This window comes from Vibrio sp. Vb1127 (genome assembly GCF_033338735.1).
Lineage (GTDB): Bacteria > Pseudomonadota > Gammaproteobacteria > Enterobacterales > Vibrionaceae > Vibrio > Vibrio alginolyticus.
Map to the genome: position 1 here is coordinate 483,817 of NZ_JAWOTF010000001.1, position 14,823 is coordinate 498,639.

13 protein-coding genes are annotated in these 14,823 nt (G+C 45.2%); 2 read left to right on the forward strand and 11 right to left on the reverse strand.

The window, feature by feature from the left end:
• Nucleotides 1-109 precede the first annotated feature (109 nt).
• From R7H07_RS02045 to R7H07_RS02065, 5 genes are read right to left on the reverse strand one after another with little or no spacing between them, the layout of a single operon-like run.
• Nucleotides 110-967 carry a (2Fe-2S)-binding protein gene (locus tag R7H07_RS02045; RefSeq protein ID WP_065275202.1) on the reverse strand — a complete coding sequence of 286 codons (858 nt, stop codon included), beginning with the start codon at nt 965-967 and terminating at the stop codon, nt 110-112.
• The gene (locus tag R7H07_RS02050; protein ID WP_009705685.1) at nt 967-1,770 is read right to left on the reverse strand and encodes an ABC transporter ATP-binding protein; all 804 of its coding nucleotides are present in this window, start codon (nt 1,768-1,770) and stop codon (nt 967-969) included. Before R7H07_RS02050 ends, R7H07_RS02045 begins: the two co-directional genes overlap by 1 nt.
• Nucleotides 1,770-2,732 carry a FecCD family ABC transporter permease gene (locus tag R7H07_RS02055; RefSeq protein WP_206958773.1) on the reverse strand — a complete coding sequence of 321 codons (963 nt, stop codon included), beginning with the start codon at nt 2,730-2,732 and terminating at the stop codon, nt 1,770-1,772. The genes R7H07_RS02050 and R7H07_RS02055 overlap by 1 nt, the downstream gene beginning before the upstream one ends.
• Nucleotides 2,732-3,715: a FecCD family ABC transporter permease gene (locus tag R7H07_RS02060; protein ID WP_065275200.1), complete on the reverse strand. Its 984-nt coding sequence runs from the start codon at nt 3,713-3,715 to the stop codon at nt 2,732-2,734. Before R7H07_RS02060 ends, R7H07_RS02055 begins: the two co-directional genes overlap by 1 nt.
• Entirely contained in the window at nt 3,699-4,658 is a 960-nt protein-coding gene (locus R7H07_RS02065) for an ABC transporter substrate-binding protein (RefSeq protein ID WP_065275199.1), read from the reverse strand. Before R7H07_RS02065 ends, R7H07_RS02060 begins: the two co-directional genes overlap by 17 nt.
• 142 nt (nt 4,659-4,800) lie before the next feature.
• Between R7H07_RS02065 and R7H07_RS02070 the strand changes: the two genes are divergently transcribed.
• Entirely contained in the window at nt 4,801-6,945 is a 2,145-nt protein-coding gene (locus R7H07_RS02070; RefSeq protein WP_065275198.1) for a TonB-dependent receptor, read from the forward strand.
• A 618-nt stretch (nt 6,946-7,563) separates the two neighbouring features.
• Here R7H07_RS02070 and R7H07_RS02075 read toward each other — a convergent pair.
• The 5 genes from R7H07_RS02075 to R7H07_RS02095 form a co-directional block, all read right to left on the reverse strand.
• Nucleotides 7,564-8,607: a GMP reductase gene (locus tag R7H07_RS02075; protein ID WP_005373458.1), complete on the reverse strand. Its 1,044-nt coding sequence runs from the start codon at nt 8,605-8,607 to the stop codon at nt 7,564-7,566.
• A gap of 423 nt (nt 8,608-9,030) precedes the next feature.
• Nucleotides 9,031-10,572, reverse strand: coding sequence for an NAD(P)H-hydrate dehydratase (locus tag R7H07_RS02080; RefSeq protein ID WP_206958771.1), 1,542 nt, complete (start codon nt 10,570-10,572; stop codon nt 9,031-9,033).
• An 86-nt stretch (nt 10,573-10,658) separates the two neighbouring features.
• Nucleotides 10,659-11,096, reverse strand: coding sequence for a PAS domain-containing protein (locus R7H07_RS02085; protein ID WP_005373463.1), 438 nt, complete (start codon nt 11,094-11,096; stop codon nt 10,659-10,661).
• Nucleotides 11,096-12,100, reverse strand: coding sequence for a response regulator (locus tag R7H07_RS02090; protein ID WP_005373466.1), 1,005 nt, complete (start codon nt 12,098-12,100; stop codon nt 11,096-11,098). The genes R7H07_RS02085 and R7H07_RS02090 overlap by 1 nt, the downstream gene beginning before the upstream one ends.
• Nucleotides 12,101-12,467: 367 nt before the next feature.
• Nucleotides 12,468-13,376, reverse strand: coding sequence for an aldo/keto reductase family oxidoreductase (locus tag R7H07_RS02095; protein WP_206958769.1), 909 nt, complete (start codon nt 13,374-13,376; stop codon nt 12,468-12,470).
• Between the two features lie 95 nt (nt 13,377-13,471).
• Between R7H07_RS02095 and R7H07_RS02100 the strand changes: the two genes are divergently transcribed.
• Nucleotides 13,472-13,885: a helix-turn-helix domain-containing protein gene (locus R7H07_RS02100; protein ID WP_005387686.1), complete on the forward strand. Its 414-nt coding sequence runs from the start codon at nt 13,472-13,474 to the stop codon at nt 13,883-13,885.
• On the opposite strand, the gene R7H07_RS02105 is transcribed toward R7H07_RS02100, so the two are convergent.
• On the reverse strand, nt 13,866-14,480 hold the full coding sequence (locus R7H07_RS02105) for a hypothetical protein (protein WP_080996737.1): 615 nt from the start codon (nt 14,478-14,480) through the stop codon (nt 13,866-13,868). The two genes, R7H07_RS02100 and R7H07_RS02105, sit on opposite strands and share 20 nt — an antisense overlap.
• Nucleotides 14,481-14,823 lie beyond the last annotated feature (343 nt).

Below are 14,823 nucleotides of genomic sequence, written 5' to 3' on the forward strand. Positions count from 1 at the left end.
CGCAACTACAGTAGACCATAACTTTGCTCTAAATCACATAAAACCTTTTCAAATAAGCGACTTTTACTGAAATTACATGTGGTCAATAAAAAATGATAATTTATCGATTTTACTGAAATAACCCAAGCATGTTCATACGCATGATGTTTTCTTGGATTTCTGAATCGTGCAAGTTACAGGTTGAGCACTTCTCTTTGCCTTCAATTTTGTATTTCAGACAGCACGTTTCTCTTCTCACGTAGAGCTTTTGAAAGCCATTAAAGATCACCTTTTTCACTGCGTTTAATTCACCGCCTTTTGGTGTAACCGCGTTAAATAGGTTTTGCTGCCACTTTGATGCCGCTTGCACATCTAGATCTAACGTGTCATTGGCCAATGGTTGATGCGCAAGTTTAGAAAATGCTAAATCACACGCGTACAAGGCATTCCCCCAAAACACTTTCGGGCTGACTTTCTGCTTTTTGTACAACGGCACCAATGGTTCTGAGAGCGTCTTAATGACTTGCGCGAGTTTCTCATCTAACGCCAGTTCCGATTCCACTTGCATCGCTTCGTTGTCACTTTCAAGAGAAAAGAAAAGTGTTGCACTCGACACTTCAATGCTTGCGACACGATGGTCTTCACCAATGGTCAGATACAGGTCATCGAGTGTTAATTGCAGCACACGATCAAATACTACCCGATGACCGACCAGCGACGTCAGCAAAATCGCGTTAAACACTTTCTGCCAGATCGGTACGGCAAATGGCAGCTTTGCCTCAATAGAGTTTGCGTAATCTTGCACAACAGCAGGAAACTCACGCTCAAACCATTCACTGGCTTTGATGCCTTTCGGCTGTTCAACAAAGCGCAAGCGGAAGAAAGGTTCATGTCGATTCAATAGGGCTTGCTGCTCTGCGATAGTCAGCGTTTTAACATTCTCAGGCAAAGCCACTAAAGTACGAAACTGATTAAACAGGTTTTCCATTAACGCACTTCCTCACGAACATAAGCTTTTGGTAAACAGTAAACGTAGCCATCAATGACTTCCATTTTTCCTTCCACTTTAAACACCGATTCAAGGGTCGATTCAGTGAGCACATCCAAAGGCGCTCCCTGTTTTAAGATCTGACCTTTTTTCATTAGTACCAGTTCATCGCAGAACTGCGCAGCTTGGCTCAGTTCATGCAGAACATAAACGATGGTTAAGTTGCGTTCCTTGTTCAACTTATCGAGTACTTCGAGTAACTCGAGTTGGTGACCTAAATCGAGATAACTGGTTGGTTCATCTAGCAATAACCACTGTGCTTCTTGCGCCAAACACATCGCCAGCCAAACGCGCTGACGCTCACCACCCGACAACGTGCTAACCACACGCTTTTCGTAGCCAGCCAACCCGACAGAAGCAAGTGATTCAGTAATCACTTCTTGGTCACGCTCGCTGTTGCCCTGATACCACTTGCGATGAGCAACACGACCAAGCGCAACAAGTTGCTCGACCAATACGCCCTCTGGTGCCGTAGGATGTTGAGGCAGAATCGCAATGTGTTTAGCGAGATCTTTAAGCTTCCATTGGTTAAGCGCTTTGCCTTTAAAAGTCACGTCGCCTTTTTTCGCTTTGATCGCACCGGTTAAGGTCTTCATCAGCGTACTTTTACCGCACCCATTTGGACCAATGAACGCCGTTACCTTACCTTCTTGAAGACGGATGTTCACATCGTTCAAGATCATCGTATCGTTGTAGCCTGAGGTGAGCGATTGCCCTTCAAGCCCTTTTGAAGATAGGGTCATTATGAATGTTTCCTTAACAAGAAGAGGAAAAATGGCACACCAAGCAGTGCGGTAATCACGCCCGCTGGAATTTCGGTTGGGAACAGTAAGTGTTTGGCTAAAACATCCGAAAGAGCGAGGAAGCCAGCGCCGAAAATCAAAGTCGTAAACATGGTTCGCAAAGGATCATTCGCACTGAGCAAACGTGCAATGTGCGGAATCACCAATCCCACAAAACCAGTTGGCCCAACAGCTGAAACGGCGGGCGCAGTAATAAATACCGTACCTAACAAAATCCCCAAACGCAGCAGATCACCATTGATACCAATACCACGCAAAATCGCGTCATCGTAGCGTACCCATTTCAATGGCAAATACACCAAAGCGATGAACGCTAAACAGGCCAAGAACCAAGGCAAAAGATAACTCACTTGCTCCCAACCTCGGCCATACATGCCACCTGCCATCCATTGCAATGCGATGTCGGTTTTACCCTGACCAATAGTGAAGATCAGCGCCGAACTCAATGCGCCAAGAATCGCCGTGATCGCCACACCTGTGAGTAGAGTTAGACTGGTATTTCCGATTCGGCTCACGATCAAAACAGGAATCGCACTGAGCAAACCACCCGCCATTGAAAACAGCAGCAATGCGCTTTCTGTGGTGATATTCCAATTAAACCAAGCGGGCAACAAAATCGCACAAACGGCACCAAGAGAAGCACCAGCGTTCACACCTAAAATACCGCTGTCTGCCAACGGGTTTTTAAGGGTGGTTTGCAGCAATAAGCCTGAAACTGCCAGCATCATACCCGCCATTATCGCCAGCAAAAATCTTGATAAGGTTAGCGACCAAAATGGGTGATAAGTACCATGAGTAATAAACAGCTCGCCTACTTGTCTAAGCTCTGAGTTAGAGGCGATAAACAGCGCAGGAGCGAACACCAGCAAAGCCAAGCAAGGGAATAAGAAACGTGTTTTCATTAATTCCCTCTCAGCTTACGGACAATCAACATAAGAAACCAAGGCGCACCTAATGTCGCGGTAATGACGCCAATAGGAATTTCCAGCGGCATAAGCAGGGTTCGAGAAAGGAGATCCGCTGCGGTGACGAGTGCCGCACCAATAACAGCTGCGCCGCCAAGCCCCAATCCCATCATGCGTGCGAGATGAGGGGCAACAAGGCCAACAAAACCAACAGGACCAAATGCACCAACCGCAACCGCAGTAAGCACAACAGAAACAAAACCAAACGCCAATCTATAACGGTTAATTGCGATACCTAGACCACGAGCAACCGTGTCATCCAGCAGTAAGTAACCACGCTGTCGATGTGTAACCGCAAGCAAGATAAACGCCGGAATGACGGTGTAGATAAGCGGCGTAAACACCGACCAATTCGCGCCCGCGTTACTGCCCGTTAACCAGAAAAACAGTGACTCACTGTCTACACGATCCGACAGCAGAATGTAGGTCACCGCAGCTTGGCAAAATGCACTCACAGAAATGCCAGCTAACGCCAACCGCGCTGGTGTGACGCCCTGTTTCCAACTGATGGATAAGGTAATGGCACCGCCAAGCAATCCCCCCACAATCCCCCAAAACAAAGTTGGCAATGGCAGCAAGAACATGGTCGCCGTCAACACGCTAAGCGCTGCGCCAGACATAACACCAGTCAGGTTTGGAGACGCTAACGGGTTGCGAACGATGTCTTGCATGAGCGAGCCTGATACCGCCAACGCCGCCCCACCAAAGAGTGCGATTAAGGTACGAGGTAAACGCAATTCCCAAAACACTAAAGATGCTTGGCTGCTTGAATCAGAAATCAAAAACGCCATGATTTGCAGCGCATCAAAACGGTAAATCCCACTCGACAAAGACGCATAAACCACTGCTAGCAGCAAAACCGTCGTCAAGCTGCGAACCATCACCGCACTTGGTTTGGTTACCCTAAGAGCATGAGCCATTGATCACCTCATAAACTCGTTCAACAGAAGGCGCTGGGAAAAGATCGGGATACACTTTGTGGGCGATATCCATCGCGACCCAAATTCGTGAAAGTGGCCCTTCTGGCTCTCGCCATGTCATATCAACCAAGTAAACTCGATTGTTCTTCACCGCTTTTAAGCTCTGCCAAATTTTCGATTCGGTAAATTGTGGCTCGGCGTTCTGGTACATGAAAATCACATCTGGATCGAGTTTCACCAACCACTCAAGACCCACTTGCCCAGAAAACGGCGTTTTCGTCGCGTACGGCGAGTCACCATTCGCACTTCGGATATTCAATTTTTCCATAAGAGCCACGGACATAAAGTGTGAGTAGTATGCTCGCGGAGTGACGCCTGCGCTTGTCAGAAATAGGCCAGAAAGCTGTCTTTTACCAAGCTTTGATTGCATCTCATTAAGAAAACCCTGAAAACACATATTTAGTGCATTGCCCTGCCCTTCTCGCCCTATTGCCATGCTTGCACGCTCTACCGCAGAAAAACTGTCTTCTAACGTAATCAAATCAAAGCCTAGAGGCGGTGCAATTTCGACGAAACGCTGATAATAAGGCTCTAACATTCGCCCCAATCCAACGACCAAATCGGGCTTCACATCGTACAAAGCTTCAAAGCTGGTTCTTGAGCGATTACCAAGACTTGGCACGTCATTTAAAGCGGAAAGATAAGGAGGAAATCCACCAGGGTAATCAGACACGCCAACAGGCGTCTCACCCATTGCTAATACTAGCTCCGCGCCAAAGGTAGATACGCTTGCAACACGCGGGAAATGAGTCACATTTGATGTTGAAATTGTATGGTCTAGATCATCGACGACCGATGCGTTCAAGCCACTTGCATAAGAAAGCTGAATAGACAGCATTTGGCTAATTATTGAAATGATAACGACTGCTGTAAAATTGCCCATTAAATTACAAATGATAATTATTGATATTTACATTACTTCTTTGCGTGCTAGACTACCACGTAATTACAAAGTGCTCAATAATCGCTAGCTAAATCAATTTATTAACAAGTTTACAAAAGACAACTTTTAGTTGCAGGAAGTTATGAAACTCAAACTATCTAAGCTAAATATTGCAGTGGTAAGTGCAATTACTCTTTCACCTTTCGGCGTTTCAGCGGAAAGTAACGACCAAGTCCAAGCAATGGAAACAATGGTTGTTACCGCAAGCCGTTCTCAACAGCTGCTTAACGACGTTCCTCGCTCTGTGACCGTTATCGACCAAGCACAACTTCAATCTCAATTGAACCAAAGCCGCAGCATCAACGATGTGCTTTCAACCTTGGTTCCAGGTATGGGGACTTCTGTTCACGGTAACCTGAGCAGCAAAGGTCAAAACCAAATCCGTGGTCGTCGCGTTTTGCTATTGATTGACGGTGTTGCACAAAACAACAGCTTCCTAGATTTTGGCCAAGAGTTGTCGGCGATAGATCCACAAAATGTTGAACGTATCGAAGTTATCCGTGGTGGTTCTGCGGTTTACGGCCTTGGTGCGCAGGGCGGTATCATCAACGTGATCACAAAAATGCCAAAAGAAGGCGCAGTAGAATACCGCACTAAAGTTGGCACAAGCTTCCAAGAGTTTGGTAGCGATGCGTTCACTTGGAACGTGTACCAAGAAGCGACAGGCGGTGATGAGAAAGACCAATGGCGTCTGGGTCTGGGTTACGAGCAACGTGGTGGCAGCTACGATGCTAACGATGACCGCCTACCTTCGGTAAACAACGAAGATGACATGGACAACCTAAACGTAAACGGCGTTTGGAACCATAACATCGACGAAGATCGTTCGCTTACTTTCACTTTCGGCGTTCGTAACATTACTGATAACGACGGCTGGTGTGCAGCGAATGGTGACGCAGCTAACGGCAAACCTGCAGAAGCGGTTCACTGTGGTTCAGGTTACAACAACGGCGTTGCAGGTAAAGATGGCGCGAAACCAAACGATGCAACACGCACGTTCGCTAACTACCAAGCACGTTACCAAGATCTGGGCTTTAGCCTAGGTATGCTAGATGTAACAGGTTACTGGATGACTCAAGACACTGAGACATTCACGCTTGCGATGAAAGACAAGAACCCAAATTCTCCAACCTTTGGTCAAACACTATACGGCCACAACGAGACAGATTTTGATCGTTTCGGCGTGAAAGCTAACATCTCTAGCCAAATTGATTGGGCATTCGTTACTTGGGGTATGGACGTTGAACAACAGTCGTTCAAACAGCCAAACAGCGTCGGTTTCTACAACAACACACCGGATGTAGAGCAATTTGCTATCGCACCATTCGCTCAGTTCATCACTGATGTAAGCGACAACACCGTTCTTTCTTACGGTATCCGTTACGAGTACGTACGTCTAAGCGTGGATGATTTCACTGTAGGTAACACGCACAACAACGCAGGTGACCAAGTTCAAGGCGGTGATCCGTACTTTGACGAGTTCCTATTCAACATTGGTGTGACACACGATCTGACCGACAACCACCAGCTGTTTGCGTCTTTCGCGCAAGGTATGTCAACGAACGAAGCACTACGTGACATTCGTTCTGGTAACAGCTCGACCGTTGAAGGTGCTATCAAGCCAATCACTACAGACAACTACGAAGTGGGTGTGCGCGGTTTCCTTGGTGAAGCAGACTACTCTCTTGCTGCGTTCTACAGCGAATCTGACCTAGGTTCGACACTGAACGTAAACGAAGCAGGCGATGCGCTAGAAAGTACTCGTGCACCAGAGAAAGTTTGGGGCGCGGAAGCAACGCTTGGTTACAGCATTCTTGCTAACCTTCGTACAGACAGCACCATCTCTTGGCAAGAAGGTGAGCGTAAGCTTAACGAAGACAGCGGCTGGGAACCACTAGACGGTACACGTATCGCACCACTGAAAGTAACGTCTGTTATCAGCTACGACACTTACGAATTCGGTCGCTACAACATGACGCTGGTTTACTCAGGCAACCGTGATAAAGAAGATGAAATCACTTCTGGCGCGAAATACGCAGTAGACAGCTACTTCGTTGCAAACGCAGGTGTGGACTACGATCTTCCATTCGGTACGTTAAGCTTCGCTGTAGAAAACCTATTCAACGAAGACTACATGACGGCGTACGCGCAATCAGAGCGTAACAACTCACGTTACTACAACGCACCGGGTCGTCGCTTCCACTTGAACTACGAAGTGAAATACTAAACTTAAAACACAGAAAATGCGCTTAATCAGATTAAGCGCATGTCTTTCACTTCTACTGTTAAATTCGTGATTTATTACCTTAAAATTCAAATTAGTGCCGGGTACTAGCTTTGTTTCCTAAATCAGGCAACTAAATCTTCAACCCATGAGCTGAGCAGCTAAGTTCACTCATATACTTAGGCTAACAGCCAGCCTCGCTACAGAACAACCAATTGGAAACACAACAACCAAGCTTTAATCACCCGCTGTTAACAGACATTTTTAATTAAGAGACTGTTCAGCTATGGAAGCAAATCAAGCAAGGGAACCAACCTGGAAGACCTCGCCTATTTAATGACTTAGCGATTACGATGGCTCCTATGGTTAAGCATGTATTTTCATTGCCGCTTAGTTAAGTTTGAGAAATTACAATGCTCAAGTTGGAAAAACCTACGCCATGATAGAAGTGTTAAGCAAACTCACTTAGCTAGGTATTTCATCCTAAAGCAGATATAAAATAGCCCCTTCAAAAATGTCATAAACTTAAAAAGCAATAGACTTATGAAGAGGCAATATCAAATTATGGTTGCACCAAATATCAATATATGGTTGCTTTTACACTTGTTACATTCAGTCGATTTACTCTTTACCGAACACGTTGTTCTCTTGTTCTTGAACGCGGATGAATGTAGTACGCTTGGTTAGCTCTTTAAGCTTTGCTGCACCTACGTATGTACAAGTTGAGCGAACGCCTCCAAGGATGTCTTGAATAGTACCGTGAACGCTACCACGGTATGGCAATAATACGGTTTTACCTTCGGCCGCACGGTAGCCAGCGACACCACCTGAGTGCTTATCCATCGCGCTCTTCGACGACATGCCATAGAATTTCATGAACTTCTCGCCGTCTTTCTCGATCACTTCGCCGCCTGACTCTTCGTGACCCGCTAGCATCCCGCCTAGCATTACGAAATCCGCGCCACCACCGAATGCTTTCGCTACGTCACCCGCACAAGAACAGCCACCGTCACCGACGATCATGCCACCAAGGCCGTGCGCTGCATCGCCACACTCGATGATTGCAGAAAGCTGCGGGTAACCAACACCCGTTTTTACACGAGTTGTACAAACTGAGCCTGGGCCGATACCCACTTTAACGATGTCTGCACCAGCTAGGATTAGCTCTTCACACATATCACCAGTAACCACGTTGCCTGCAGAAATGACCTTGTCTGGGAACTCTGCTCGCACGCGTTCAACATACTCGACCAAATGCTCTGAGTAACCATTTGCAATGTCGATACAAATGAAAATAAATTCATCTGAAAGTGCCATGATGTCTTTGGTTTTTTGGAAGTCTGCGTCAGATGTTCCCGTAGACACCATAACGTTATTCATGGTTACTTTATCTGCTGATTTAGCAAACTCAGCCCAATCTTCTACCGTGTAATGTTTGTGAACAGCGGTCATTACACCATGCTCAGCCAGCGCTTTAGCCATTGCAAAGCTACCAACCGAATCCATGTTTGCTGCGATTACTGGCACACCAGACCATTGACGACCACTATGCTTGAATGTAAAATCGCGGGTTAAATTTACTTGAGAACGGCTCTTAAGGGTAGAACGTTTCGGGCGAAACAGTACATCTTTAAAACCTAACTTAAGTTCTTGTTCGATACGCATTGTGTAATTCCTTGATTCATATGTATATGTGTCATTTCAGAGTGCGTAGTGATTTCGTTGGCAGACGAGTTCACTGTTCTTCGGACACAAAAAAACCGGAGCGTTGGCAGACGCTCCGGTTTTCAGCATTATAGGCTGTGATTTATTTCCTACAAGTCTGATATTTGAATTTTTTTTGTGATACCATCTTGATAATCGCATATCAAAAACGCTCCCCAAGTCATCAAAACCTCTTATTATTTATATCTATCAACAACTTGAGAAAGCACTTAAGTTAAACCTTTGCGTTATATCTTAAAAATCAAAACGCATCACCTCTCAAATCTGCCTAAAACTCAATCACCTAATACTAAGATGCCCTGCTAATTCGAAAAAAGTACTCAAAAAAATCGACGAATTTTCTCAGCAATGCATGAAATCTAATTAAACTCGATAGAGCTCTTGGGTGATAGCGGTACGAAGAGTGCTAACGACATCACTTGCCAAAAGACCAATTTGACCATTCTGACTCACGTTTATATCAGCAGCATGACTGTGAAGTACCACACCTAAACGTGCGGCAACAGAAATTGGTAAACCTTTGGCTAGTAATGCACCAATGACTCCAGATAACACATCTCCCATTCCCCCCGTCGCCATTCCGGCGTTACCCGCTAGACAGACGTACATTCTCGTTCCATCGTAAATAAGCGTCCCCGCGCCTTTTAAAACCACTACACCGCCATAACGCTCTTGCAGTTGTCTTGCAGCAGAGTATCGGTCACTTTCTATTTGTTGAATGGTTACATTTAGTAGTCGAGCTGCCTCTCCAGGATGCGGCGTGATCACTCGATGGTTGTCGCACACTAGAGTGCCATCGCATCGCTGGCTCAGCATCGCTAGAATATTGAGGCCATCAGCATCAACAACTTTAGGTTTCTGCTCTTGAGCCAGATATTGATAGGCTTGATAAGCCCACTCATCATCTCCAAAGCCAGGACCAAACACTAATACGTCAGCCCAGCGTATGCGTTTAGTTAAGTCGTTCTCAGTATCCCTGAGCAAGTCAGTGGTGATGCTCTGGCTCATTACTTCTGGGCAACCAACCTGCAGTGGAATAAGGCTACTCGTGTGAGTAATTGCGGCAGTTAAACCCGCTCCGGTTCTAATCGCTGCGGAGGAACATAAACGAATCGCCCCAGACATCCCTTGGTTGCCACCAACACAAAGCAACTTCCCGTTGTCACCTTTATGGACCGTTGGATTTGGCTTGGGCATTAATCTTGAAACAACCTGATGATCAATACCTAATGCACTTTCTACTTCGATAGTATCAAACTTAGTATTGACGCCTAAACCACAAAAGTAGAGCTCGCCAACGCGATCTCTCGCTTGTCCAGTGCATAAGCCTTGCTTAACCCCAATGAAGGTTACTGTATGCTCGGCACGAATAGCATCACCTAAAACTGCACCTGTATTAGCACACAGACCAGAAGGAACGTCGACTGCAATCACAGGGGTATGAATTTGATTAATTTGGTCAATATAGCGACGATACTCCGAACGAACCTCACCGCTTAAACCAGTACCTAACATGGCATCAATGATCACATCTGCCTCTAACAATGCGGTATTCCATTCATCCCAATCATTGTTAACACCGTCGATTGACTGCCAATCTTGGTATGCGCGCAAAGCATCACCTTTTAGCGCAGATACATCACCAATTTGGAAAACATGTACATTGAGTTGAGCTTGTTTCGCAAGAGATGCAAATACGTAACCATCGCCACCGTTATTCCCTTTACCGCAAATCACTAAGATATTTTTTGATTTAGGATACAGATGTAAAAAGCGCTCATACACGGCCATACCAGCGCGTTGCATTAAGCTATACATAGAAACACCAGCCATTTGCGCAGCCAGCGTTTCACCGTTTTTTACTTGCTCTGCGGTGTAGAGTTTTAGGGCGAGATTAAAGTCCATGTTCACGTTCTACGCATTGGGAAACACAATTATAAGTATACAAAAAAGCCAAGGCGGACCTTGGCTTTTGAGAAAGTTTTTTATCGCTATTGATTCTGAGACATCAGAGCTTCAGCAGTCGCATCTTGTATAGACAAAAACAACGAGTTGATTTTTCCAGTCGGTGTGCGCATTGGGTTCAACGTAACATTCTGGTACATAAACTCCGCTTGCTGCGTAACTGGTCGAACATTGCGACAGCAGAATAAGTAAGGTCGTTGTCGCCATGTGATGAAGCTGCGACAGCCTAGGTCATACACTGGTTTTGTTTTTAATTTAAACCACTCCTGTGGGATTTCAGGGAAGATATCAAATATAGAACGACCTATCGCATCATGAGACTGCAAACCACTGTGATGAGTCATAAACCCATTCCAGACCTGTACATTGTAATCTCGATCAATGACCACTAAGCCCATGTCAACGTTTTGTACCATATCCACCATCCAATGGAATTGTTCAAACTCTGCTGGCATATTCAACATTAGAACTCCTCCATTAGATAAGACAGTTTGTTATCAAGCAGCGGCAAGGATTCGTCCACAAACATAAACAACAAGTCACAACGAATCGACGTTCCTTCAATGTTGTAGCTCACTTCGAATGTCATCGTGCGGCTGAATGCTCCAGTTGTAGATTCAATGATCGAGTCAATTGAGATGTGCTGACCAAGGAGTACCGGTGGACTTTGGAAGAATCGGACTTCAGACTGCTCGCCTAAACCATTTAAGAACGACCCCACCAAAATATTAGAAATATCCATTAGCAGCTCAAGCTCTTCTAGCTCTTCGCTGTCTGCTGGTACTTTCATCAACTTTTTGAGATCAGATACGCTTGAATCACTCAAAATCACTAGCGCTTCGCCAGCAATACCTTCGCCACAAAATCCCTGACAAACACCCGATACGTTGTCATGCGACGCCAAGTCGCGTAGGGCCATGTGAAGTTCGCTCACTTCAAAGATATTGACGTTCGGCAGAGGTAGTTGCACAAACACATCAAAGTGACGCGCCAATGCATCGGCTGCTCGACCAATTGAAACGTTAGCCACTTCCATGTAAATATCGCGACGACGTAAAATCGGTAACTCAATAGAGACAGGCGTGATAATTTGAGGACGAGGTTCTGGCTCGACCAACTCTTTAAGCGCCTTCTTGAGTTCATCTTTGGCGATCGGTTTTTGAATAAACGCTTTTGCACCCAGTGCGAACACGCGCTCTTTCGCTTTAGGTTGGATATCCCCCGACACAACAACCACCGGAGTTTTATCCCCCAACCGTTGCATGTGCTCTAGTGTTTCAAAGCCATCCATTTCTGGCATGGTCAAATCAAGAAACATCAATTTAAACTCGTTTTTTTCGAGTTCTTCTAGCGCGTTTTTTCCGTGGATAGCAAACGTAATATCGGCATTCAATGTGGCTGGTAGTGATCTCGCCATCTGTTTGCGTGCTAACGCTGAATCATCACAGATGAGTACGGGAAAAGACATTCAATCACCTTTTTATATTCCACAATCTGCGCCGGAGTCTAACAGATTGTTACAGCATGTAATACGAGAAAACTGACGAGTTTTTTATTTCTTTATTATTCAATAAGCATACGCAATATGAATGAATGAGTGAACAAAATGACTAAAAAGCAAGCATCACATTCGCTGTTTAGTGACATAAAACAAACATGGGTAAAACTCCTCCACCCAAAGTAAGCAAAAAGTTGCAGCTAACATCCAAAGCCCATTTTTGCTCGAATTTCATTCTTTCCATTTCCATAATGGGTAAACAGTAACGCGCTAAAACTAAAAAGGCACCCTGCTAGAGGATGCCTTTAATAATAATTTCATCGATAAGATATCAATTCTATGGCACACCATGGCCTTTAGAAGCCACCCATACGCGATACCATTGCTCTCGAGTAAGTTCGATGTTCAATGCATTAACTGCAGTTTGCACACGCTCGATTTTACCAGAACCAATGATTGGAACAGGGTTAGATGGCAAACGACGTACCCAGGCATAAATTACTTGGTCAATACTCGCTGCGCCCACTTCTTCACGAATTGCTTCTAATTCGTTACGGACACGAACAGCTTGCTCAGTTTCACCGCTAAAAATTGAACCACCACCGAGGCAAGACCAAGCCATTGGTCGCGTGCGCAACATTTGCATTTGATCAAGCGTTCCATCGTGAGCAACCTCAAAGTTAAGTGGGTTGATTTCCACTTGGTTAGTAACCAACGGCTTACCTAAGCGAGATTGCAGCAGTTCAAACTGGCGTGGAGTGAAGTTAGACACACCAAAGTGCTTCACTTTGCCGACTTTGTGAAGCTCAGAAAATGCTTCTGCAACCTCGTCTGCATCCATTAACACGTCAGGACGATGAATTAAAAGTACGTCGATTTCATCCACATTCAAACGTTCTAGCGAGCTATTCACCGATTGGTAGATATGTGCTGAGCTCGTGTCGTAGTGATTGATCTTACGCTCTGGCGTTTTATCGCCACACAAATTGATGTCGCATTTCGTCACGATCTGAATTTGTTCACGAACACTCTTGTCTAAAGCTAGCGCTTCACCAAACAACGCCTCACACTCGTAATTACCGTAGATGTCGGCGTGATCGACTGTCGTAATGCCTAACTCAATGTGTTGCTTGAGGAATGACAAACGCTCTTGAGCCGTCATTCCCCACTCAACTGCACGCCAATATCCTTGAACCAGCTCTGAGAACTCTGGGCCTTTTGGTGCAGTTACTACTTTTGCAACCATGGGTTTTCTCCTTCAATTGATCTGCATTCATCGTAGTCTTGTTTTCGTACCGGCTCAACGGGTAAACTTTCGCAATTCGAACTGGAGTACGAAATATGTCTTTTGCCCAACGCCTAGCCACCCTGATCGGAGAAGAAAGCATCAGCGGGTTCGCTCGACGCGTCGATGTGTCTGAAGCTTTAATACGCAAATACCTTAAAGGCAGTGAACCTAGCCTAACTAAAGCAAATCAAATTGCAATGCGCGCCAATTGCTCTCTCGAATGGTTAGCAACGGGATGCGGTTATTTATATCGCCGTGCTGAAGTCGTGGATATGGATGCGTACAAACTTGCCTTTCAACACGTTATGAATCAGCCGTTGTCAGACGATGCAGAAGAGCTACACCGCAAGCTAATTGCAGGATATCAATACCTGCGCGCTCACAAAAAATCGGATGGTTTTTTGGATGAATCAGCAATGGCGACCTTCCTATCTCTCCATAAAGAATCTAAAAACGAGTCACTTTGACCTCGATAATTTCGCCATCACTGCGCAAGTGCACATTTAAGGACGGTGATGGCGTCAGAAACTCGTCCGGTTTTACCCAAAGCAAACTTCGAATCGTTTCTTGTGGATAGCGGTTCATCAACAAAATAACTTCTTTATCGACAAGCTCGGAAGATTTCTTTTCCAGAGCTTCAACGACATCATATTGCTCTTTTCCGATAGTGACTCTGCGTAAAACTAACCCATCCTTTCTTAAGTTGAGAAGTAAGTCATTCAGACGCTGCCACTCGTATTCAGTAAGAAACGAGAACTGAGCACTTTCTCTTCTCAAAATCACTTCACCATACAAGTGCTGCTGGTAGTACGAAAAATCATCCAAACAAAATGCGTTGATAAACGTTGAGTTGTCTCGCAACTGCACTTCGCAACCATACCAGCTTCCACTTTTTTCTATACGTTCTTTTAAATTGGAATATGGCATTGCTGACAACGTGTCTTGCCACCAGCTCGGCGTTGAAAGTGCCGGAAACGTTACCGAACAACAACATAAAGAAAGTAAGAGTCGAAGATAAAAGCGCATGCACTGCTCTAGTTGGTTGACATCGAACCAAGACATTACTAACTGCAAGAAAATGTTCAAGAGAAAAATAGTGGCAGGTGGCGATGAAAGTTATGGTGATGAAAGTTATAACGCAGAAATTAAGAAGGCGCACATGTTCGTGCGCCTCTACCTCGTTACTCAATCGTGAGTGTGCGAATCGGCGATGTCTATTGATGCATCCCGAACATAAAACGAGGACTTACCGTAGGGTTTGAATCCATCCAAATTGTGTGTAAAACCTCACATCCCTCCTTCTGAAGCAGTCATGTTGCTTTACAATTAAAGCATGGTTCATTTTTCTCAAAAAACAAGTTTTTTATCCTAAATTATGAGAGCAATAGCACAATCTGAGTGAATG

Coding starts and splice junctions, on each gene's coding strand:
- R7H07_RS02045 (WP_065275202.1), bottom strand. CDS start 967: ATGGAAAACCTGTTTAATCAGTTTCGTACTTTAGTGGCTTTGCCTGAG.
- R7H07_RS02050 (WP_009705685.1), bottom strand. CDS start 1,770: ATGACCCTATCTTCAAAAGGGCTTGAAGGGCAATCGCTCACCTCAGGC.
- R7H07_RS02055 (WP_206958773.1), bottom strand. CDS start 2,732: ATGAAAACACGTTTCTTATTCCCTTGCTTGGCTTTGCTGGTGTTCGCT.
- R7H07_RS02060 (WP_065275200.1), bottom strand. CDS start 3,715: ATGGCTCATGCTCTTAGGGTAACCAAACCAAGTGCGGTGATGGTTCGC.
- R7H07_RS02065 (WP_065275199.1), bottom strand. CDS start 4,658: ATGGGCAATTTTACAGCAGTCGTTATCATTTCAATAATTAGCCAAATG.
- R7H07_RS02070 (WP_065275198.1), top strand. CDS start 4,801: ATGAAACTCAAACTATCTAAGCTAAATATTGCAGTGGTAAGTGCAATT.
- R7H07_RS02075 (WP_005373458.1), bottom strand. CDS start 8,607: ATGCGTATCGAACAAGAACTTAAGTTAGGTTTTAAAGATGTACTGTTT.
- R7H07_RS02080 (WP_206958771.1), bottom strand. CDS start 10,572: ATGGACTTTAATCTCGCCCTAAAACTCTACACCGCAGAGCAAGTAAAA.
- R7H07_RS02085 (WP_005373463.1), bottom strand. CDS start 11,096: ATGTTGAATATGCCAGCAGAGTTTGAACAATTCCATTGGATGGTGGAT.
- R7H07_RS02090 (WP_005373466.1), bottom strand. CDS start 12,100: ATGTCTTTTCCCGTACTCATCTGTGATGATTCAGCGTTAGCACGCAAA.
- R7H07_RS02095 (WP_206958769.1), bottom strand. CDS start 13,376: ATGGTTGCAAAAGTAGTAACTGCACCAAAAGGCCCAGAGTTCTCAGAG.
- R7H07_RS02100 (WP_005387686.1), top strand. CDS start 13,472: ATGTCTTTTGCCCAACGCCTAGCCACCCTGATCGGAGAAGAAAGCATC.
- R7H07_RS02105 (WP_080996737.1), bottom strand. CDS start 14,480: ATGTCTTGGTTCGATGTCAACCAACTAGAGCAGTGCATGCGCTTTTAT.